We start from the raw sequence: 19,867 nt of genomic DNA on the forward strand, positions 1-19,867 counted from the left end.
GGTCATCGCTCAGAACGGGATGCGGGCGTAGACGTCGCCCGACACCGGCCAGTGCGCGTCGTCGAAGGACACCGACTGCGCCACCGGGAACGCATCGAACAGGGCACGCCCGTCATAGCGCAGCGGCTGCCAGGTCTCGTCGATCCAGGTGATCACGTCCTCCCACGGCGTCTCCAGGCTGCGGTCGCGGCAGAAGGCGATGACACCCGGCTTGCCGACGCCGGCGTAGAAGTCGCGGATGCGGTGGTCGATCCGGTTCTCGGCGTCGTCCACGTCGAGGATCAGCCGGCCGCCCTCATAGGTGCCGAACCAGCCGCAGGGCACGCCGTAGGTCTCGGCGATCACCATGCCGTGCAGGCTGGTGGAGATGATCCGCCGGCACGACACGATCTCCTCGACCTTGGCGGCGAAGGCGTCGACCTTGGGCGCGGTGTAGGTGTTGATCAGCCGGATCGACCCCGCCAGGCTGGGCGGGATGTTGTAGCGCTTCAGCGCCTCCTTCACCCCCGATTCCGGGTCCATCGAGGTCAGCTCGGAGATGTGCAGGATCACGCCGAGGTCGTGGGTCTTCTTGACATGGCCCATCGGCATGATGCGCGGCAGGAACCACACCGGGTCGCCGAACACGTCGGGCACCTTGATGCCCTGGCCGCGCAGCACCTCGGCGGTCTTGCGGCCGCGCACGCCATGCACCACGAAATCGGTGTTCTGCGGCCGGATGTACTGCCGGATCGAGCGGTCGACCGGGTTCAGCGTCGCGTCCATGCCGGTGCCCCAGAAGTGGAGCACGCCGTTCTTCTGAGCATGGCCGATGGTGCCGACCGCGACCATCCGCTCCGAGGCGTCGTCGAAGGCGGCGCGGCGCACCGGCAGGCCGGCGATGGCGGAAACCACGACGGCGCTCAGCGCGTCGCCGAGATTGGCGTGGGGGTGCTCGCTGGTGGTCGCCACCCAGGACAGCGGGACCGACAGCCGCTTCTCGTTGAAGCGCAGCATGGTCTCGAGCCGGTCACGCGACGCCGGCTCGAGCCGGCGGACGGCCGGCGCCGCCACGCGGTCAGGAGCCGGAGCCGGAGCCAGCGCCACCGCGGCCTGCGCCGAGGACGCCATCGGGGCCGGGGACGGGGGTGCGACAGGGGTCGGCGGCTTGGCGGGGGACGGGGTCGAGGGAACGCTCATGGCAGGCACAACCTTCAAGGTTGGAGCGGGCTTGGGGCTGAGCGCCGGCGCTTCGGCCTTGGCGTCGCCAACCCGGGCGAGAGCGACCCGCTTGCGGTCCGCCTTGCGCAGCTCGTCCACCGAATGCTGCAGCACCAGCTTCTGCAGCACCGGATGGTCCCAGACCGTGCCGCCGGCTGCGGCGGCCACGGGCTTGACGTCGAGCGGGAACGCGTTGATCAGCGCGTCCTCGTCGATCCCCACCGGCTCCCACACATCGTCGATGGTTTCGAGCACGTCCTGCCAGTCGGTCTCCAGCGCCCGCGGCTGGCCGTAGCTCCAGATCTTCTCCTTGCCGATGCCGGTGTAGAGATCGACGATCCGCAGGTCGGTCGGGCCGTCGGGGTCGAGCTCGGTGATGGTCAGCCCGGGCTCGGTGCCGGCCGGCGAGAAGTACAGGCAGGGAATGCCATAGCTTTCGGCGATGACCATGCCGTGCAGGCTGGTGGAGACGATCCGCCGGCAGGCCAGGATCTCGTCCATCTTGTCCTGCAGCCCGCCGATGCCGATCGGCGTGACCGTGCTGATCAGATGCACCCGGCCCTCGAATTCGGCCGGGATCTGGAAGCGCTTGTATTCCGGCCGCGGATGCGCCTCCAGCGCCCGGTCCGCCAGTTCGGACAGGTGCAGGATGACGCCGAGATCCCACTTCTTCTCGATCTTGGGCTTGTAGAAGCGCGGCAGCAGCCAGACCGGGTCGCCATAGACGCCGCCGCTGGTCCGGCCGCCGAGCAGCCGGGCCGAGACCGGGCCGCGGGTCGCCGGCACGTGGAACAGCGATTCCGGCGGCACGGTGAACCGCGCCCGCTCATTCATCGGCGCCGACGGGTTCTTCCAGTTCGAGCAGCCGGTGCCCCAGAACCAGACCTCGCCGCCCTCGAAGCCGTGGCCGATGGTGCCGACGGCCCCCATGCGGACGGAGCGGGACTTGGTCGGGATGCGCTCGATGTCGAGGCCGGACAGCAGGGCGACCATCACCGGGCTGAGCGCGTCGCCGAAGTTGAGGTAGTCCATCTCCTTCGTCGAGCCGGCCCAGGAGAGCGGGATCTGTCCCGCATCGCGGGTGGCCCGCAACAAGCTGTTCATCATGCGCCTCGTCCACTTCGATAGGGTCGATGTCGGGTCATGGGGCCGGGCAGACGCCCGGAAGTCGGCAGTTGCCCGGTCAGGCCCGGTTGGGCAGCGGGCGCCCGCGCAGCGCCGCGACCATGCGCCGGAGCGGGCTTTCCGCCTGTGGGGTCTCGGCCGGTCGGGCTTCCGCGTGCAGCCGGACATGGGCGTGGGAACGGTGCTGCAGCGGGATCTGTTGCAGCACCGGATGGTCGAACACCGTCCCCGTCCCGCTCGGCTGCAGCGGGTTCAGGTCCAGCGGGAACGCCTCCAGCAGCGGCGTGGTGTCGAAATCGGGCTGCTGCCAGGCCGTATCGATGGCCGCCATCAACGCCGGCCAATCCGTCGGTTCGCGGCGCGGCTGGCCGTAGAGCGGGATGCTGCTGCGGCCGAGGCCGCGATAGAGGTCGACGATCCTGAGGTCGAGCGTGCCGTCGGGGTCGAGCTCGGCCGTGTGCAAACCACGCGGCGCCCGGGGCGAGAAGTACAGGCACGGGATGCCGTAGCTTTCGGCGAAGACCATGCCGTGCAGGCTGGTCGACACGATCCGCTCGCATTCCAGGATGTCGTCGAGCCGGGCCCGCATGTCGCCGAGGCCGATCGGCGTGACCGTGTGGATCAGCTTGACGTCGCCAGCCAGTTCCTCGGGCACGACATAGCGCAGGTGCTCCGGCTTCGGCCGGACCTCGAACGACCGGTCCTGCAGGTCGGCCAGGTGGATGATGACGCCCAGCTTCCACTTCTTGCGCCGCGGGCCGGGGTAGAATTCGGGCAGCAGCCACACCGGGTCGCCGTAGACCGCCGGGCCGACCGCATTCTCCTCGCCCAGGATGCGGCGCGACACCGGCCCGCGCGTGGCGGTGATGTGCAGCCTGGTGCCCGGCAGCGGCCCGACCGGAATGCGCTGGTCGGCGGGGGCGGACGGGTTGCGGTAGCGCGACGTGCCGGTGCCCCAGACCACGGTCTCGCCGTTCTTGATGCTGTGGCCGATGGTGCCGACCGCCGCCATCCGCAGCCGCGGGGATTCATGGGCGACATGCTCGATCGGCAGCCCCGCCAGCAGCGCGACCATCACCGCGCTGAGGGCGTCGCCGAGATTGACGTAGTCCTGGTCGCGGGTGGCGGCGACCCAGGTCAGCGGGACGACCTCCCGCTGCCGGACGGAGGCGGCCAGGGCGCGAATGGTCTCGTTGCTCGGAACTGCCATCGGTCGCTCGTGATTCCTTCATGCTGCTTTAAGGTTTTAAGCTGGAACCGACACCGATGTCATGCCATTTGCAGTGCGAAATCGCAGTGCGAAGAAAAAAATCGACTCAGCCGGCAAAAACGCGACTTCACGGCGGCGTTCCAATTCCGCAGGAAAATCCGGGACTTCCCGCACTGCGACAGCAGATTCGGTTTTTTGGTCGATCTCCCGGCTCATCCCCGGCCCAGGCGCAAAGACCCGAAACATAAAATCTTCGAAAACTTTCGTGCGACATCTGGCCCCGTCGTCCTGTCCTGGTTTATAGCCATCCTGGGGATGGGGAAGACCCACCCCGGGAACGGGGGAGCCGACCCAAGATCACGCAGAAGCGAGACCGCGCATGCAGATCCGACACCTGGCCCGACACCTGCTCCCCGCCCTGGTCGCCACCGCGGCCGGCTTGGCCGCAGCGCCTCCGGCGCAGGCCCAGATGACCTCCGACAAGCTTTCGGACTTCATGATCATGGATGTCTGCGTCGACCAGCACGACCGGGTGCTGGCGGACCAGGTGCCGGGCGACCCCGGCTGTTCGCGGCGGCGCAACATCCGGGCGGGCGAGGCGATCCCCTATCACCTGCACAACTATCCCAGCCCGGGCAGCCCCTGCCCGCAGCGGCTGGGGACGGTGTCGAAGGACAACATCCCGGTCACCAAGGACGGCGTCACCCGCATCATCAGCTTCTACGACCGCGGCGTCGACCACAGCTGCCCCGACGCCGATCCCGACGCGCCCAGCTTCGGCAAGCTCGATGCCGGGCGCGAGGGCGGGTCGGTGCAATGGGCCGACGACCGCTACGGCTACATCATGGGCAGTTGGAGCCCGGTCGCCCTGTCCTACTGGCTGACGCCGTCCTGCGAAGCGACGCCCGACACCTCCGGCCGCTTCCGCTACGGCTGGGTGATCGCCCCGGCGACGCTGCCGCCCGAGGGCAGCGGCGGCTTCGCGGTGTTCCAGAGCAAGCTGGTCAACACCAAGGGCGGCGCCGAGCCGGCCGCCGGATGCCCGAAGCGCTACAACAAGCCGTTCACCCTGTGGATGCATGACGGCTTCACCTACAAATCCGGCCACGCCATGGACAGTTTGATCTCGCTGCGGTTCTCCAGCTCGAGCCGGGACGGCGACGGGCCGGGCCCGGCCACCCAGGTCGAGATCACCTACTGGACCAAGGAGTTCGGGCTGACCCGGTGGGAGAAATGGGCGCGCGGCGACTGGGTGCATCCGCGCAGCCTGGTGGCGGCCGACAAGCTGGGCCGGACCCTGTTCTCGCGCGACACCTGCAGCCGGCCCTATGCCTTCCACGCCAGCCCGGCGCCGGGGCTGGCCATCAGCGACACCGAAGCCAAGGGCGACTACAGCCGGGTGCTGACCGACACCCGCACCGGCGAGGCCCAGACCTGGCACATGTCGCTGTGCAGCGACTACACCAATGTCGTGAAGGATGCCCAGGGCGGACTGATCCCATCCTGGGGCCAGGCCATCAGCGACATCTTCTGGGCTGAGTAGTCCCGCGGGCGAGACCTGCTCGAAATCCCACCCCCTTCGCCGTCATTGCCGCGAAAGCGGGAATCTCCGTCCGACCAAAGCGTTGCGAGATCCCCACTTTCGCGGGGATGACGGATTGGGGGATTTCGAAAAGGAGGGCGGCGGGGCCGGCCGCTCAGAGACCGTTTGGAAACGCGCTGGCGTGAGTCGGCTGGTGGCGGTTGCGAGAACCGGAGCGCAGCGGGCATCTGGTCTCGTCGAGCACCGGAAGCCGAGGGGCCGCCGTCAGCCGGCCGCGCCGGCGCGTTTCCAAGCGGTCTCAGGGCCGCGACCCGTCGTTGCGCGGATCTTCCGACCGCCGGCCGGCTTTCGCCCGGGCCTTCACCCGATCATGCCGCAGGCCGGCCGGCGCGCCGCGACGGTGCAGGCGCCGCGTCCGCCCGGTGGCCTCACGGCCGCGCTCGTCGTTCAGCCAGGTCGTCGGGCTGCGATCGGCGCCGTCCGGCTTCGGCGGCGCCAGCCGGCGGCGCCAAGCCAGCCGCTCCTGATGCGACGCCGGCGGCGTCATGGGATAGCCGGGCGGCAGCCCCCAACGCCGGCGATACTGGATCGGACTGAGGCCGTGCCGGGCTGAGAGATGGCGCCCGAGATCACGGCAGATGCGGCCGTCCTCGAGGCAGACCAGGAAGCCGAGTCCGATGGTTTCGTGGGGAAGCACTGGTGGAGCCTTCGGGGCTTCGGCCGTCATTACGCCGCGGCCGGAAGGCTGGGAGTCCGAAATCTGCAATCCGGCGGCCAGGTCCTCCAGTGTCGCCATGATCTTCAGCATCAGCAGAGGATCTTCCGGCAAGGCCTCGCCCCGGCCCGACTGGAACGCCCGGGCGATGTCCCGCGCGCAATCATGGCGATGCTTCATGATATCTCGAAGATCGGCATCCGATCCGGCATGATCCCGGCTCGCCTCGCGGGTCGTTTCATCAAGCTGATCAGACCGCATTCATCTATCCCTCCGACGCACAGCGTAGATGCCGGCCCACCCATAGAGGAATCATTGTCGATGAACGCTTGATGAAAGCGTTACCGCCGCCAACCCAATGATCCCATGGTCGGCCGGCTGGCCAACATGGTTACCCTCCCCCATAAAGCATTGTCATTGATTGCAACACTGACGTGCATACTCGGATATTATACATCCGAATCGCGAAATCAGCCTACCAGCAAGCGCCAGACAGGTTAATCCTTAAAAACTATTGTGGAATACCATTTTAAATGGTCAAGGCCTGAATCTGCCCTCGGATCGGCCGGAATGTCGCAGCCGCGAAGGATTCCAAAAGTACAGAACCCAGGCTCACTGCCCTCCAACCTTCGCAGGAAACAATCCCACGCAGAAACCGAGGCGATCGGGTCGATAATATCCGGATTTCGATGAAAACACCGGCGAAATCTTTACGATTCGCCCGGCACACCTGTTCCGCACCAAATGGCTGCGGTGATTCGCCATCCGCTCACAACCCCTGGGTTGCAGATCGAGCGCACCAACGGCCTATCGATGGTCGCAGGGGCATCCCATCAACCCTTTCCACGCGCATATCTGGTCCCGCGACTTTATCATCTTGCGGAATTGGAGCGAAACATCCTAAAATTGCATTTAGATTCTTCGCCATCCGATGGAGGGAGGCGGTCTGAATCCTTGGCGACGCTTGTATAGCCGCGTATCGCCCGGACGGATCGCTAACTAAGAAAGATTATCATGGCACGCCCAAGCGAAACCGAGATCCTGAGGTTCACCAAAGAAATTGTCGTCGCCCATGTTTCGCGCAACACGCTCGATAGCGAGAGCCTCCTCGACCTGATCCGCAACGTGTACACAACCCTCAGCGGGACCCAAGGTTCCGCCTCGGATGCGGAATTCGAGTCCGATGCCGCCAACCTCAACGGTGCTGCCGGCCATGGCGAAGATCTCGCCGCCGCGCTGACGGCCGCGACGCCGGTGGCGGTCGCCGCGCCGGCCGCCCCGCCGGTTCCCGCGGTGCCGGTCGAAGATTCGGTGACCGCGGACTACATCGTCTGCCTCGAAGACGGGCGCCGCTTCAAGACCATGAAGCGCTGGCTGCGCGCGACCTACGGGCTGACGCCGGAGCAGTACCGCGAGAAGTGGAACCTGCCGCAGGACTACCCGCTGACCGCGCCCAATTACACCAAGGCGAAATCCGCCGACGCCAAGCGGCAGGGCCTCGGCGCCGGCCGTCCGGCCCGCGCCTCCCGGCCCGCCCGCCCCGGCCGGCAGCGCGCCGTCCGTCCGAGCGAGAAGAAGACCAAACGCTGAAAGCCTGCGGACGCCGGCGGCCATCCGCGCCGGCTTCCCCGCGCAGCACCTGATGATGCCCCGTCGGCGGGATGCCGGCACGACCCCGCCTCTCTCGAGGGCGGATCGGACTCGACATAGCCGAGCGATGTTCTATATTTGTTCGTGATCGAACCTCGGCGATTCGGACAGGTCATGGGGCATATCCAGCAATTGGCCTTCGCGCTCGGCCCGATCGAGGCGAAGGCGGCAACGCCAGCCCGGCCGCGGCGAACGGATCGGGCCATCCGGACGGCGGCCGAGCCGGCCCAGCCATCGTTGCCGGTCGCAACAGCGCTGCCGGTCGCGCCGGCCCCATCCCCTCCGCTCCTGACCGCGGCGCCTCCATCTCCCGCGCGCATGCCTCCCGCCACCGTCCCGGAGCCGCCGGCGCGGGCCCATCGCGACGACATCCCGATGTCCGACTCCTCGCCCGCGCGGCGGCCAGTTGGAACGGCGCTCTATGTGGTGATGGGATTCGCCCCCAGTCGGGGGCGGCGGCAGACCGGCTGGCAACGGTTGCCGGACCAGGGCTTCCCCAGCCAGCGCCTGGCCGAGGACCACGCGGCGCGGCTGATCGAACGCGGCCGGGCCACCGGCACGGTGGTGGCGCGCCAGATGCTGAGCGCGGAGGCCGATGCGGAGGACGAGCCGGTGATCCTGACCCGACAGGGGGATCTGCCGGAAGATCTGCTCGACGCCTGACGTCGCCGGCATCGTCGGATCCCATCTGTTTCCAAAATCGATCACATGTCGCAATTGCCATCCGATCCGTTTGGTATTTTTGCAATATTATTCCAAAATCCGCTCCAGACCCGACCTTCCGATGACGGAATCTCGTGATTCCGTTCCCAATATCCAAAATACTTGTGGCCATCACGAATGCAGGCGTCGGCGGACACAGCCGTTGACTTGCGTTTCGCAGCATAAATCCATGCGGCCCGGATGCATCCGATGGCCAGTATTTCATTGGGCACCTGACCGTTCTTATCATCCCGTCGAATCATCCCCCTCCTCAAGTGCCGGCAAAACCAAACGCGATGGCGAAAGCGGCAGAACCAAGCCCCCTGCGCGCCGACGACAATCATCGGACAAAGGGATTCCTGCTTCCGCAAGAACGGGCGCTTGGCGTATGGAGACATTACGCCGCCGGGCCGCGTGGCCCGGCTGGAATGTCGAGGTTCGGGGCTGGCCCCCGCCGAGATCCGCCGCGTTCGACGGCGGAGAGTGCCTGCGTGTTTCGCGTGGGCATCGAACAGGAGAAGGCATAGGGAATGCTCAAGAAGTATCTGACGGCAACGGCGGCGAGCGTCTTGGTTCTCGCGGCCGCGGCATACGCCCCTTCCGCATCGGCCCAGGCCAAGGAAGAGGTCGAGGTCATGCATTGGTGGACCTCCGGCGGCGAGGCGGCGGCGCTGAACGTGCTGAAGGACCAGCTGCAGAAGGAAGGCGTGTCATGGAAGGACGCGCCGGTGGCCGGCGGCGGCGGCGATGCGGCCATGACCGCGCTGCGGGCGCGGGTCACGGCCGGCGACAAGCCGACCTCGGTCCAGTTGCTCGGCACCGCGATCCACGACTGGGCGGAACAGGGCGTCCTGGCCGACTTGACCCCGCTCGCCACCCAGGAGCATTGGGCCGACCACATCCCGCCGGCGATTGCGGCCTTCTCGACCTATGACGGCAAGTGGGTTGCCGCCCCGGTCAACATCCACCGCACCAACTGGCTGTGGATCAACAAGAAGCTGCTCGACAAGGTCGGCGGCAAGGCCCCGACCAACTGGGACGAGTTCCAGGCCCTGGCCAAGCAGTTCAAGGACGCCGGCGTGACGCCGCTCGCCCATGGCGGCCAGCCCTGGCAGGAATCGACGATTTTCGACGCCATCGTCGTCTCGGTCGGCGGCAACGACTTCTACAAGAAGGCGTTCGTCGACCTCGACCCCGACGCGCTGGGCGGCGACACCATGCAGAAGGCGTTCGACCAATTCCGCGTGCTGCGCGGCTGGGTCGACCCCAACTTCTCCGGCCGCGACTGGAACCTGGCCTCGGCCATGGTGATCAACGGCGAAGCCGGCATGCAGGTGATGGGCGACTGGGCCAAGGGCGAGTTCATCAAGGCCGGGCTGAAGCCGGGCATCGATATCGTCTGCGTCCCCTATCCCGGCAGCGAGAAGGCGTTCCTGTTCAACGCCGACCAGTTCGCCATGTTCAGCCTGGACGACAAGACCCGGCAGGACGCACAGCTGAAGCTGGCCAGCGCCATTGAAAGCCCGAGCTTCCAGGAGAGCTTCAACTTGGTGAAGGGCTCGATCCCGGCCAACACCGAGGTCAAGCCGGACAAGTTCGATCCCTGCGGTCAGAAGTCGATGGCCGACCGCGATGCGTTCAAGACCACGGGCGGCATGCTGCCCAGCCTGGCGCATGGCCACGCGGCCCCGGCCGCGGTGAAGGGTGCGGTCTACGACGTGGTCACGAATTTCTTCAATTCGAACCAGTCCTCCGCCGATGCGGCGAAGGCCCTGGTGGCCGCGGTCGCACTCGCGAAGTAGGCGACATCGGGGGCCGTGGCGTTCGCGGCCCCCGCTTTCCGTCCAGCCCCGTGCCTCGACCCCGCTGGCCCCGCCGCCGGGACCGGTCGAGGCGCACCCCATTCAGTCCACCAGTGCCGAGGGCCCGCCGATGGCCGTGATCTCCGAATCTGCGAAGGCGGGTCGACGATCCCCATTCGATTGGCTCCAGACGATCCTTCCCAAGCTCGTTCTGGCGCCGTCTTTCGCCGTGACCATCCTTTGCGTCTACGGCTTCATCCTGTTTACGCTGTACCTGTCCTTCACCGACTCCTCCCTGATGCCGAAATTCAACTGGGTCGGGCTGCTGCAGTACGAGAAGCTGTGGGCCGATCCGAAATGGTACATCTCGCTGGCCAATCTCGGGATCTATGGCGGCCTGTACATCTGCATCAGCACCGCCATCGGCCTGATGCTGGCGATCCTGCTGGATCAGCGGATCCGGATCGAGGGGGCGCTCAGGACCATCTACCTCTACCCGATGGCGATCTCCTTCATCGTCACCGGCACCGCCTGGAAGTGGGTCCTCAACCCGGGCCTCGGCCTCGACAAGCTGATGCACGATCTGGGCTGGACCAGCTTCAGCTTCGACTGGCTGATCAACAGCGAGATGGCGATCTACACCATCGTCATCGCCGGCGTGTGGCAATCCTCCGGCTTCGTCATGGCGATGTTCCTGGCGGGGCTGCGCGGGGTCGACAGCGACATCCTGAAGGCCGCCGCGATCGACGGCGCCACCCTGCCGCAGACCTACCGGCGGATCATCATCCCACTGATGCGGCCGGTGTTCCTGTCGGCCTTCGTGGTCTCGGCCCATCTCGCGATCAAGAGCTTCGACCTGGTCAAGGCGATGACGGATGGCGGCCCGGGCACCTCGACCTGGACGCCGGCCGTCTACATGTACACGACGACCTTCACCCGGAACCAGATGGGGCTGGGCGCCGCCAGCGCCGTGATCATGCTGGCGACCATCAGCGCGATCATCGTGCCGTACCTCTATTCCGAGCTGCGGGGTGGCCGCCGTGACTGAAGCCTCGATCATGGTGCCCGGCCCGCGCTCGCCCCTGTCGGTGGTGCTGCGCTGGGTGCTGTTCCTCATCCTCGGCGTATTCGCGCTGATCTACCTGTTTCCGCTCTTCGTCATGGTCGTCACCTCGCTGAAGACGCTGGACGAGGTGCGCTCCGGCAACCTGCTGTCGCTGCCGCAGGCCCCAACGGTCGAGCCCTGGATCAGCGCCTGGAGCACCACCTGCGTCGGGCTGACCTGCGAGGGGCTGAAGGGCTATTTCCTCAACTCGATCCTGATGACGGTGCCGGCGGTGGCGATCTCGGCCGTGCTCGGCGCGCTGAACGGCTACGTCCTGACCAAGTGGCGGTTCCGCGGCGACGGCATCGCCTTCGCCCTGATCCTGTTCGGCTGCTTCATCCCGTTCCAGATCGTGCTGCTGCCGATGGCCAAGACGCTGGGCCTGCTGGGCCTCGCCTCCTCCACGCCAGGGCTGATCTTCGTCCATGTGGTCTACGGGCTGTGCTTCACCACGCTGTTCTTCCGCAACTACTACGCCGCTTTCCCGGACGATCTGGTGAAGTCGGCGATGATCGACGGCGCCGGCTTCTTCCGCATCTTCTGGCGGATCCTGCTGCCGAATTCGATCCCGATCATCGTGGTCACGGTGATCTGGCAGTTCACCAACATCTGGAACGACTTCCTGTTCGGGGTGTCGTTCGCCGGCGGCGGCAGCGCCATGCCGGTCACGGTGGCGCTGAACAACATCGTCAACAGCTCGACCGGCGTGAAGGAATACAACGTCCACATGGCCGCGGCGATCATCGCCGCGCTGCCGACGCTCGTCGTCTATGTGCTCGCCGGCCGCTACTTCGTGCGCGGCCTGATGGCGGGCGCGGTGAAGGGATAACCGCATCATGGCTTCGCTCACGATCCAGAACGTCATCAAGCGCTACGGCGCGATCGAGATCCTCAAGGGGATCAACATCGACATCACCGACGGCGAATTCCTGGTGCTGGTCGGCCCGTCCGGCTGCGGCAAGTCCACCCTGCTGAACATGATCGCCGGGCTGGACACCGTGTCGGACGGCACCATCGCCATCGACGGCCAGCGGGTGAACGACCTGCACCCGAAGGACCGCGACATCGCCATGGTGTTCCAGTCCTACGCCCTGTACCCGAACATGACGGTCGAACAGAACATCGGCTTCGGCCTGGAGATGCGCGGCGTGCCGAAGAAGCAGCGCGACGAGGCCATCGCCAGGGTCGGCGCCCTGCTGCAGATGGAGCATCTGCTGAAGCGCAAGCCCAGCCAGCTCTCGGGCGGCCAGCGCCAGCGCGTGGCGATGGGCCGGGCCCTGGTCCGCGACCCCAAGGTCTTCCTGTTCGACGAGCCCTTGTCCAACCTCGACGCCAAGCTGCGGGTCGAGATGCGGACCGAGATCAAGAAGCTGCACCAGCGGCTGAAATCGACCATCGTCTACGTCACCCACGACCAGATCGAGGCGATGACGCTCGCCACCCGGATCGCGGTGATGCGGGCCGGCGAGCTGCAGCAGCTGGGCACCCCCCGGGAGATCTACGACACCCCGGCCAACACCTTCGTCGCCGGCTTCATGGGGTCGCCGCCGATGAACCTGATCAAGGCCAAGGTGGTGGACAGGAACGGCGGACCGCACGCCGCGATCCACCGCCTGCAGGACGAGGAGATCGTGCTGCCGCTGCCTGGCATCGCCGGGCTGCGCGGCGCCGCCGGCCGCGACATCATCCTGGGCCTGCGGCCGGAGAACATCACCGACCCGCAGAGCGCCATCACCGGCACCGGCCCGTCGCTGGAGAGCGACTGCCTGATCGAGGTGACGGAGCCGACCGGCCCGGACCTGATCGCGGTGGTCGAGATGGGCGGCAAGGAGGTGCTGGCCCGGCTGCGCCCCGACGCCGAGGCCCGCGCCGGCCAGCGCAGCCACCTGGTGTTCGACATGGGCAAAGCCGTGGTGTTCGACGCCGGCACCGAAGCGCGCATCTCGTGATGGCGCTTCGCATCGGGCTGATCGGCTATGGCCCCGCCGCCCGGGTCTTTCACGGGCCCCTGATCGCCGCCTGCCCCGGCACCGCCCTGGCCGGGGCGGCGGTACGGAACCCGCAGGCGGTCACCGACGCCCCCGCCGGCCTGCCGATCACGACGGTCGACGCCATGCTGGCCGACCCCACGGTCGAGGCGGTGGTGGTGGCGACGCCGAGCGGCAGCCACCATGCGGTGGCGCGGCAGGCGCTCGAGGCCGGCAAGCATGTCGTGGTCGACAAGCCGGTGACCGTGACCACGGCAGAGGCCGACGACCTGATCGCCCTGGCGGCGGAGCGGCGGCGGGTGCTGACCGTGTTCCACAACCGGCGCTGGGACGGCGACTTCCTGGCCCTGCAGGGCCTGATCTCCGAGGGAAAGCTGGGCACTATCCACAGCTTCGAATCCAACTATGACCGCTTCCGCCCGACGGTGCGGGTGCGCTGGCGCGAACAGGCGGTGCCGGGTTCGGGGCTGCATTACGACCTCGGCTCGCACCTGATCGACCAAGCGCTGGTGCTGTTCGGCCGGCCGGATCTGGTACGGGCGGAGCTGCGCGCCATCCGCCCGGGCGCCGAGGCGGTGGACGACGCCATCTTCACCCTGGGCTTCGGCCGCACCCGCGCCCTGCTGCGCTGCCGCATCCTGGCGGCGGAGCCGAGCCCGCGGCTGGTGGTGCAGGGCGACCGCGCCACCTTCCGCAAGCAGGAGATCGACCCGCAGGAGGACCATCTGCGCGCCGGCACCGCCCCGACCGGGCCGGAGACCGGCTGGCTGACGGTGGGGCAGGAGACCGGCACGCCGCAGCCCGAACGGCTGGCGATCGCCCCGGGCCGCTACGGCGCCTTCTATGACGGCTTCGCCGCGGCAGTGCGCAACGGCACCCCGCCCCCGGTCGACCCGCGCGACGGCCGCGACGTCATCCGCGTGATCGAGGCCGCGATCGAGAGCTCCGCCACGGGTTGCGACGTGCGGCTGGAGTGGTGACCTCCAAGGCTTGAGAGCCCGTCAGTGTCTACCGAGGGTAAATGACGCCCGCAGGACTAATATTTGTGCAGCAAGATTGATGAGGCCGCGAATGATCGATTGGAAGGAAATTAATGATGGAGATACTTGGGAATTATTCGCTCGGGATTTCTTAATCGAACTTGGCTTTGTAATAGATGCCGGACCGGGAAGAGGCGCCGACGCCGGAAAAGACTTACTGGTCAGTGAACAATTGCGAGGCCGTCTAGCGAGCAGAAAATTTACATGGCTGGTGAGTTGTAAGAATTTTTCAATAAGCGGAAAGTCAGTTGGGCCAGACGACGAAACGAACATAACTGACCGAATTCGTCATCATTCAGCTGATGGATTTATGGGATTTTACTCTACGCTACCCAGCTCTCGCTTGATCGAAAGACTACAGGAATTTTCACGGGGAGGGCAAATCGCTGCATATGAGATTTTCGATTCCAAGAAAATCGAAGGCCATTTTGTAGACACAGGGCTGTCAAAGCTGGCACTTCGCTATTTTTCAAACAGCTATGATACGATGCGCCCCATTCAGAAACTTTTTGGAGAATACAAGGACCTTCGATGTGAAGTTTGCGACAAAGATATTCTTATTCTAAGCGTCAGAACACCATATACTGCAAATATAGTTTTTGCAAAAGATTCGGCGTCGTTCCGAGAAAAAACGAAGAAAAAGAAGGTTCAGAGCGTCCATATCGTATGCAAGGGTGACTGCGATCGCCTGTTGCAATCCCGACTATCAGCGCAGGGTTTTTATACCGGATGGCAAGACATAAGTGATTTAGCTAATCCTTTATTTTATCTAGAAAATGTCCTTTCATATATGAACATACTCCATGATAGAAAAGAAGATTATACGGAAGACGCACATGAAAAAATAAAATCTATATACGTAGCCTTATCTCAACGTACGCTTAGAGAAATAACAAAGGAAGATGAAAAGAGATATCGTGACTTGTCTCAAATAAGTGGATTATAATCTCACAGAACACGCTGAAGATCAAAATTTGCAACTGATGGCCATCAACCGTAAATCGGGAGACACGGCTTAATCGGCCGCGATGATCTCGATCTCGACCAGCCAGTCCGAGACCAGGGTCTGCGCCACCAGCGCCGTGGTCGGCACCACATGGCCGTCCAGCGCGGCGATGCGGGCAGCCTGGTTGGCCTCGGCATAGGCCGCGTCGCGCAGGTAGCTGGTGATGCGCACGATGTTGCGCACGGTCATGTCGGCGCTGGCCAGGATGGTGCGGAGGTTCGACCAGACCAGCGCCAGCTGCGCCTCCAGGGTCTTGCCGGGCACGCCTTGCGCGTCCAGCCCCATGGTGCCGGCGACATAGAGGATGCGGTTCGGCTGCCGCACCTCCAGCGCATGGATGTAGTCCGGCGTCGCCGGGTAGATGCCGCGGGTCGGATTGTGCTGGACGGTCTTCATGCTGCCCCCCTTGCTTGATACCCTGCATCGCACCGATCGACTCGGCGGTGCAACTGCCGGCCCTGCCGATGAGGGCCGCGCTTGACACAGCCCGCGCGGTCTTCCGACACTCCGGCCGCCCAAGCGTACAAGAAGGCGGCGGAGACAGGATGATGGATGGCACAGAGGCGAGCCGGCTGACCGGCGGGCCGGATTACCGGCCGCTGGACGAGGCGGGCCTTCGCCCCTATCTCGCCGGGCTGCCGGCAATCCGCGATGCGCTGGGCGGCGACCCCGCCGGCTGGCACGTCACCGAGGTCGGCGACGGCAATCTGAACCTGGTGTTCATCGTCCGCGGCAGCGCCGGCGGGCTGGTGGTCAAGCAGGCCCTGCCCTATGTCCGGCTGGTCGGCGACAGCTGGCCGCTGCCGCTGGACCGCGCCTGGTTCGAATGGCATGCGCTGTCGGAACAGGCGCGGCACGTGCCGCATCTGCTGCCCAAGCTGCACCATTTCGACCCCGCCATGGCGCTGATGGTGATGGAGTGGCTGACGCCGCACATCATCCTGCGCAAGGGCATGATCGCCGGCACCCGCTATCCCCGCCTGGCCGGGCATATGGCGGAGTTCCTGGCCCAGACCCTGTTCAAGACCTCGGACCTCCACGCCCCGGCGGCCGAGAAGAAGGCCAAGATGGCGCCGTTCTGCGGCAACACCGCCCTGTGCAAGATCACCGAGGACCTGGTCTTCACCGATCCCTACCGCATCGCCAAGCTGAACCGCTGGACCACGCCGCAGCTGGACGGCCTGGCGGCGCAGTTCCGCGCCGACGCCGCGGCCAAGGTGGCGGCGCAGGAGCTGAAATGGGCCTTCCTGACCCGGGCCGAGGCGCTGGTGCATGGCGATTTGCACACCGGGTCGATCATGGTGACCGAAACCGACAGCCGCGCCATCGACCCCGAATTCGCCTTCTACGGCCCGATGGGCTTCGACATCGGCGCCCTCTTGGCCAATTTCTTCCTGGCCTATTTCGCTCAAGGAGGCCACGCCACGCCGGCCGATGACCGCAGCGACTACCGCAGCTGGCTGCTGGTCCAGGTCGAGGCGATCTGGAGCGGCTTCGAGAAGCGCTTCCTGGAGCTGTGGCGGGCCGAGGCCAGGGGCGACGCCTTCGAGGCCGGACTGTTCGCCGATGCCGACGGCGCCCTGGCGCTGGACGCCCACCGCAAGGCGACCATGGCCCGGCTGTTCCGCGACACCGTCGGCTTTGCCGGCGCCAAGATGGTCCGCCGCATCCTGGGGTTGGCCCATGTCGCCGACCTCGAGACCATCGCCGACCCGGACCGGCGCGCCGCCTGCGAGACCCAGGCGCTGCGCCTGGCCCGCGCCTTCCTGGTCGAGCGCGACCGCTTCACCGGCCCGGCCGACCTGCGCCATGCGGCCGAGACGATTTACCGTGAGGGCTGAGAGATGAAGATCGACGGGCGTTCCTACCGCACCATCTGGCCGGCCGCCGATGGCTGGCGCGTCGAGATCATCGACCAGACCAAGCTGCCGCACGGCTTCGAGACGGTGGTGCTGGAGAGCGAGGACCAGGCGGCCCACGCCATCCGCAGCATGCAGGTGCGCGGCGCGCCGCTGATCGGCGCCACCGGCGCCTATGGCCTGGCGCTGGCGCTGCACGCCGACCCGTCCGATGCCGGGCTGGCCGGCGCTTATGACCGGCTGCTGGCCACCCGCCCGACCGCGGTCAACCTGCGCTGGGCGCTGGACGATGTCCGCGCCCGGGTCGCCGGCCTGAAGCCGGCGGAGCGGGCGGCGGCCGCCTATCGCCGCGCCGCCGAGATCTGCGACGACGACGTCGCCACCTGCCGCGCCATCGGCGAGCACGGCCTGGCCGTGTTCCGCGACATCTGGGAACGGAGGGGCCGGCCGGACCGCCTGAACGTGCTGACCCATTGCAACGCCGGCTGGCTGGCGACGGTCGATTGGGGCACCGCTCTGGCGCCGATCTACCTCGCCCATGACAGCGGGGTGCCGGTCCATGTCTGGGTCGACGAGACCCGGCCGCGCAACCAGGGCGCCAGCATCACCGCCTTCGAGCTGGGCCGCCACGGCGTGCCGCACACCGTGATCGCCGACAATGTCGGCGGCCATCTGATGCAGCACGGCCTGGTCGATGTCTGCATCGTCGGCACCGACCGCACCACCGCCACCGGCGATGTCTGCAACAAGATCGGCACCTACCTCAAGGCGCTGGCGGCGCATGACAACGGCGTGCCGTTCTATGTCGCCCTGCCCTACACCACGATCGACTGGACCCTGACCGACGGCATCCGCCAGATCGAGATCGAGCAGCGCGACCCGCGCGAGCTGAGCCACATCACCGGCCGCACCGCCGACGGGCGGCTGGAGACGGTGGGCATCCTGCCGGAGGGCAGCCCGGCGGCGAACTGGGCCTTCGACGTGACCCCGGCGCGCTACGTCACCGGGCTGATCACCGAACGCGGCGTCTGCCCCGCCAGCCGCGAAGGCCTGGCCGGGCTGTATCCGGACCGGGCGGCTTGATCACACGAGTCCCCCCTCCCCTTGCGGGAGGGGGCTAGGGGGAGGGGGTTCGAGCCGCATGGGCAGCGCGTCAGGCAGTGAAGCGCACGCGGCCCGTCAGCTCCGGCTGGCAGACGACAAAGCCCTTCATCGACAACCCCCTCCCCCTACCCCCCTCCCGCAAGGGGAGGGGGGACTCCGTTTGGTTTCGACCCTTTGGAATTCATCACAAATCATAACAGGGAGAGCCTCATGACCCGTTTCCTGTCCGCCACCGCCCTGGCCCTGGTGCTGGCCGCCGGCGCGGCGCCGGCCGGTGCCAAGACGCTGGTCTACTGCTCCGAGGGCAGCCCGGAGAACTTCAACCCGCAGATCAACACCACCGGCACCAGCCTGGACGCGTCGGTGCCGGTCTATGACGGGCTGGTGGCGTTCGAGCGCGGCGGCACCAAGGTGGTGCCGGCCCTGGCCGAATCCTGGGACGTGTCCGACGACGGCACCATCTACACCTTCCACCTGCGCCATGGCGTGAAGTGGCATTCGAACGAGAAGTTCACCCCGACGCGCGACTTCAACGCCGACGACGTGCTGTTCTCGTTCAACCGGATGTGGAAGGACGACAGCCCCTACCACAAGATTTCCGGCGGCTCTTACGACTATTTCGGCGACATGGGGATGCCGACGCTGCTGAAGGCGATCGACAAGGTCGACGATTACACGGTGAAGTTCACCCTGACCAAGCCGGAGGCACCGTTCATCGCCGACATGGCGATGAACTTCGCCCAGATCATGTCGGCCGAATACGCCGACGCGATGATGAAGGCCGGCACGCCGGAGGATGTCGACCAGATCCCGATCGGCACCGGGCCGTTCCGCTTCGTCCAGTACCTGCCGGACGCGCTGATCCGCTTCAAGGCGTTCGACCAGGCCTGGAGCGGGCGCGAGAAGATCGACACGCTGGTCTTCGCCATCACCCCCGACGCCTCGGTGCGCTACGCCAAGCTGAAGGCCAATGAGTGCCAGGTGATCCCGTCGCCGAACCCGGCCGACCTGCCGGCGATGGAGAAGGACCCCGACGTCACCGTGGTCAGCCAGCCCGGGCTGAACACCGGCTACCTCGCCTTCAACGTGCTCAAGAAGCCGTTCGACGACGTCCGCGTGCGCCGCGCCATCAACATGGCGGTGAACAAGCAGGCGATCCTCGATGCCGTCTATCGCGGCACCGGCCAAGCGGCGAAGAACCCGATCCCGCCGACCATCTGGTCCTACAACGACAGCATCCAGGACTACAAATACGACCCCGAGGCCGCCAAGAAGCTGCTGGCCGATGCCGGCTACGCCAAGGGCTTCGACACCGACCTGTGGGCAATGCCGGTGCAGCGCCCCTACAATCCGAACGCCCGCCGCATCGCCGAGATGATGCAGGAGGACCTGGCCAAGGTCGGCATCAACGCCAAGATCGTCTCCTACGAATGGGGCGAGTACCGCAAGCGGGCCCAGGCCGGCGAGCACCAGATGGCCCAGCTGGGCTGGGGCGGCGACAATGGCGACCCCGACAATTTCTTCGCCAACATCCTGGGCTGCGATGCGGCGCGGGAAGGCGGCGGCAATATTGCGAAGTGGTGCGATCAGGATTTCGAGAAACTCATCCAGAAGGCCAAGACCACTGCCGACCAGGCCGAGCGGACCAAGCTGTACGAGCAGGCCCAGGTGATCTTCCACGATCAGGTGCCGTGGCTGCCGATCGCCCATTCGGTCGAGTACCAGGCGATCCGCAAGGAGGTGCTGAACTATGTCATCACCCCGGTCCGGCTGCACGATTTCCGCGGCGTCGACATCGCCGAGTAGAGGCGGATTGAC

16 protein-coding genes are annotated in these 19,867 nt (G+C 66.2%); 12 read left to right on the forward strand and 4 right to left on the reverse strand.

Going from position 1 to position 19,867, the window contains the following annotated elements; genetic code table 11:
* Window positions 1-9: 9 nt before the first annotated feature.
* Both AB4112_RS03550 and AB4112_RS03555 read right to left on the reverse strand, forming a co-directional pair.
* Window positions 10-2,304: a polysaccharide pyruvyl transferase family protein gene (locus tag AB4112_RS03550; RefSeq protein WP_441717122.1), complete on the reverse strand. Its 2,295-nt coding sequence runs from the start codon at window positions 2,302-2,304 to the stop codon at window positions 10-12.
* A 79-nt stretch (window positions 2,305-2,383) separates the two neighbouring features.
* Window positions 2,384-3,535: a polysaccharide pyruvyl transferase family protein gene (locus tag AB4112_RS03555; RefSeq protein ID WP_441717124.1), complete on the reverse strand. Its 1,152-nt coding sequence runs from the start codon at window positions 3,533-3,535 to the stop codon at window positions 2,384-2,386.
* Window positions 3,536-3,914: 379 nt separating this feature from the next.
* Here AB4112_RS03555 and AB4112_RS03560 point away from each other — a divergent pair, with 379 nt between their 5' ends.
* Window positions 3,915-5,078: a hypothetical protein gene (locus tag AB4112_RS03560; RefSeq protein ID WP_441717126.1), complete on the forward strand. Its 1,164-nt coding sequence runs from the start codon at window positions 3,915-3,917 to the stop codon at window positions 5,076-5,078.
* Window positions 5,079-5,376: 298 nt separating this feature from the next.
* Here AB4112_RS03560 and AB4112_RS03565 read toward each other — a convergent pair whose 3' ends face one another.
* Entirely contained in the window at window positions 5,377-5,973 is a 597-nt protein-coding gene (locus AB4112_RS03565) for a MucR family transcriptional regulator (protein ID WP_441717128.1), read from the reverse strand.
* 834 nt (window positions 5,974-6,807) lie between these two features.
* Between AB4112_RS03565 and AB4112_RS03570 the strand changes: the two genes are divergently transcribed.
* The 8 genes from AB4112_RS03570 to AB4112_RS03605 all read left to right on the forward strand — a co-directional run bounded on the left by AB4112_RS03570 (window position 6,808) and on the right by AB4112_RS03605 (window position 15,026).
* Complete coding sequence (locus AB4112_RS03570; protein ID WP_441717130.1) at window positions 6,808-7,383, forward strand: MucR family transcriptional regulator; 576 nt, start codon at window positions 6,808-6,810, stop codon at window positions 7,381-7,383.
* A 435-nt stretch (window positions 7,384-7,818) separates the two neighbouring features.
* Window positions 7,819-8,106, forward strand: a complete 288-nt coding sequence (locus AB4112_RS03575; RefSeq protein ID WP_441717132.1) for a hypothetical protein — start codon at window positions 7,819-7,821, stop codon at window positions 8,104-8,106.
* Window positions 8,107-8,675: 569 nt separating this feature from the next.
* Window positions 8,676-9,947 carry an ABC transporter substrate-binding protein gene (locus tag AB4112_RS03580; RefSeq protein WP_441717134.1) on the forward strand — a complete coding sequence of 424 codons (1,272 nt, stop codon included), beginning with the start codon at window positions 8,676-8,678 and terminating at the stop codon, window positions 9,945-9,947.
* Between the two features lie 229 nt (window positions 9,948-10,176).
* A complete protein-coding gene (locus tag AB4112_RS03585) occupies window positions 10,177-10,995 on the forward strand; it encodes a sugar ABC transporter permease (protein ID WP_309795223.1) in 819 nt (272 codons plus the stop codon).
* 10 nt (window positions 10,996-11,005) lie between these two features.
* Window positions 11,006-11,881 (forward strand): carbohydrate ABC transporter permease, encoded by an 876-nt coding sequence (locus AB4112_RS03590; RefSeq protein ID WP_309795722.1) that lies wholly within the window; start codon window positions 11,006-11,008, stop codon window positions 11,879-11,881.
* 7 nt (window positions 11,882-11,888) lie between these two features.
* Window positions 11,889-13,001: an ABC transporter ATP-binding protein gene (locus AB4112_RS03595; RefSeq protein WP_309795221.1), complete on the forward strand. Its 1,113-nt coding sequence runs from the start codon at window positions 11,889-11,891 to the stop codon at window positions 12,999-13,001.
* Window positions 13,001-14,020: a Gfo/Idh/MocA family oxidoreductase gene (locus tag AB4112_RS03600; RefSeq protein WP_441717136.1), complete on the forward strand. Its 1,020-nt coding sequence runs from the start codon at window positions 13,001-13,003 to the stop codon at window positions 14,018-14,020. Before AB4112_RS03595 ends, AB4112_RS03600 begins: the two co-directional genes overlap by 1 nt.
* A gap of 91 nt (window positions 14,021-14,111) precedes the next feature.
* On the forward strand, window positions 14,112-15,026 hold the full coding sequence (locus AB4112_RS03605; protein ID WP_309795217.1) for a hypothetical protein: 915 nt from the start codon (window positions 14,112-14,114) through the stop codon (window positions 15,024-15,026).
* 69 nt (window positions 15,027-15,095) lie between these two features.
* On the opposite strand, the gene AB4112_RS03610 is transcribed toward AB4112_RS03605, so the two are convergent.
* Window positions 15,096-15,482 carry a RidA family protein gene (locus tag AB4112_RS03610; protein ID WP_309795215.1) on the reverse strand — a complete coding sequence of 129 codons (387 nt, stop codon included), beginning with the start codon at window positions 15,480-15,482 and terminating at the stop codon, window positions 15,096-15,098.
* A 149-nt stretch (window positions 15,483-15,631) separates the two neighbouring features.
* Between AB4112_RS03610 and mtnK the strand changes: the two genes are divergently transcribed.
* The 3 genes from mtnK to AB4112_RS03625 all read left to right on the forward strand — a co-directional run bounded on the left by mtnK (window position 15,632) and on the right by AB4112_RS03625 (window position 19,855).
* Window positions 15,632-16,927: an S-methyl-5-thioribose kinase gene (gene mtnK / locus AB4112_RS03615; RefSeq protein ID WP_309795213.1), complete on the forward strand. Its 1,296-nt coding sequence runs from the start codon at window positions 15,632-15,634 to the stop codon at window positions 16,925-16,927.
* 3 nt (window positions 16,928-16,930) lie between these two features.
* Window positions 16,931-18,028 carry an S-methyl-5-thioribose-1-phosphate isomerase gene (gene mtnA / locus AB4112_RS03620; RefSeq protein ID WP_309795211.1) on the forward strand — a complete coding sequence of 366 codons (1,098 nt, stop codon included), beginning with the start codon at window positions 16,931-16,933 and terminating at the stop codon, window positions 18,026-18,028.
* Window positions 18,029-18,259: 231 nt separating this feature from the next.
* Window positions 18,260-19,855, forward strand: a complete 1,596-nt coding sequence (locus AB4112_RS03625) for an ABC transporter substrate-binding protein (protein WP_309795210.1) — start codon at window positions 18,260-18,262, stop codon at window positions 19,853-19,855.
* Window positions 19,856-19,867 lie beyond the last annotated feature (12 nt).

It is taken from the genome of Inquilinus sp. 2KB_23 (genome assembly GCF_052115705.1).
Lineage (GTDB): Bacteria > Pseudomonadota > Alphaproteobacteria > DSM-16000 > Inquilinaceae > Inquilinus > Inquilinus ginsengisoli_A.

Bases quoted from the DNA above. Each gene is read 5' to 3' on its own strand.
- AB4112_RS03550 (WP_441717122.1), bottom strand. From the start codon at position 2,304: ATGAACAGCTTGTTGCGGGCCACCCGCGATGCGGGACAGATCCCGCTC.
- AB4112_RS03555 (WP_441717124.1), bottom strand. From the start codon at position 3,535: ATGGCAGTTCCGAGCAACGAGACCATTCGCGCCCTGGCCGCCTCCGTC.
- AB4112_RS03560 (WP_441717126.1), top strand. From the start codon at position 3,915: ATGCAGATCCGACACCTGGCCCGACACCTGCTCCCCGCCCTGGTCGCC.
- AB4112_RS03565 (WP_441717128.1), bottom strand. From the start codon at position 5,973: ATGAAGCATCGCCATGATTGCGCGCGGGACATCGCCCGGGCGTTCCAG.
- AB4112_RS03570 (WP_441717130.1), top strand. From the start codon at position 6,808: ATGGCACGCCCAAGCGAAACCGAGATCCTGAGGTTCACCAAAGAAATT.
- AB4112_RS03575 (WP_441717132.1), top strand. From the start codon at position 7,819: ATGTCCGACTCCTCGCCCGCGCGGCGGCCAGTTGGAACGGCGCTCTAT.
- AB4112_RS03580 (WP_441717134.1), top strand. From the start codon at position 8,676: ATGCTCAAGAAGTATCTGACGGCAACGGCGGCGAGCGTCTTGGTTCTC.
- AB4112_RS03590 (WP_309795722.1), top strand. From the start codon at position 11,006: ATGGTGCCCGGCCCGCGCTCGCCCCTGTCGGTGGTGCTGCGCTGGGTG.
- AB4112_RS03595 (WP_309795221.1), top strand. From the start codon at position 11,889: ATGGCTTCGCTCACGATCCAGAACGTCATCAAGCGCTACGGCGCGATC.
- AB4112_RS03600 (WP_441717136.1), top strand. From the start codon at position 13,001: ATGGCGCTTCGCATCGGGCTGATCGGCTATGGCCCCGCCGCCCGGGTC.
- AB4112_RS03605 (WP_309795217.1), top strand. From the start codon at position 14,112: ATGATCGATTGGAAGGAAATTAATGATGGAGATACTTGGGAATTATTC.
- AB4112_RS03610 (WP_309795215.1), bottom strand. From the start codon at position 15,482: ATGAAGACCGTCCAGCACAATCCGACCCGCGGCATCTACCCGGCGACG.
- mtnK (WP_309795213.1), top strand. From the start codon at position 15,632: ATGATGGATGGCACAGAGGCGAGCCGGCTGACCGGCGGGCCGGATTAC.
- mtnA (WP_309795211.1), top strand. From the start codon at position 16,931: ATGAAGATCGACGGGCGTTCCTACCGCACCATCTGGCCGGCCGCCGAT.
- AB4112_RS03625 (WP_309795210.1), top strand. From the start codon at position 18,260: ATGACCCGTTTCCTGTCCGCCACCGCCCTGGCCCTGGTGCTGGCCGCC.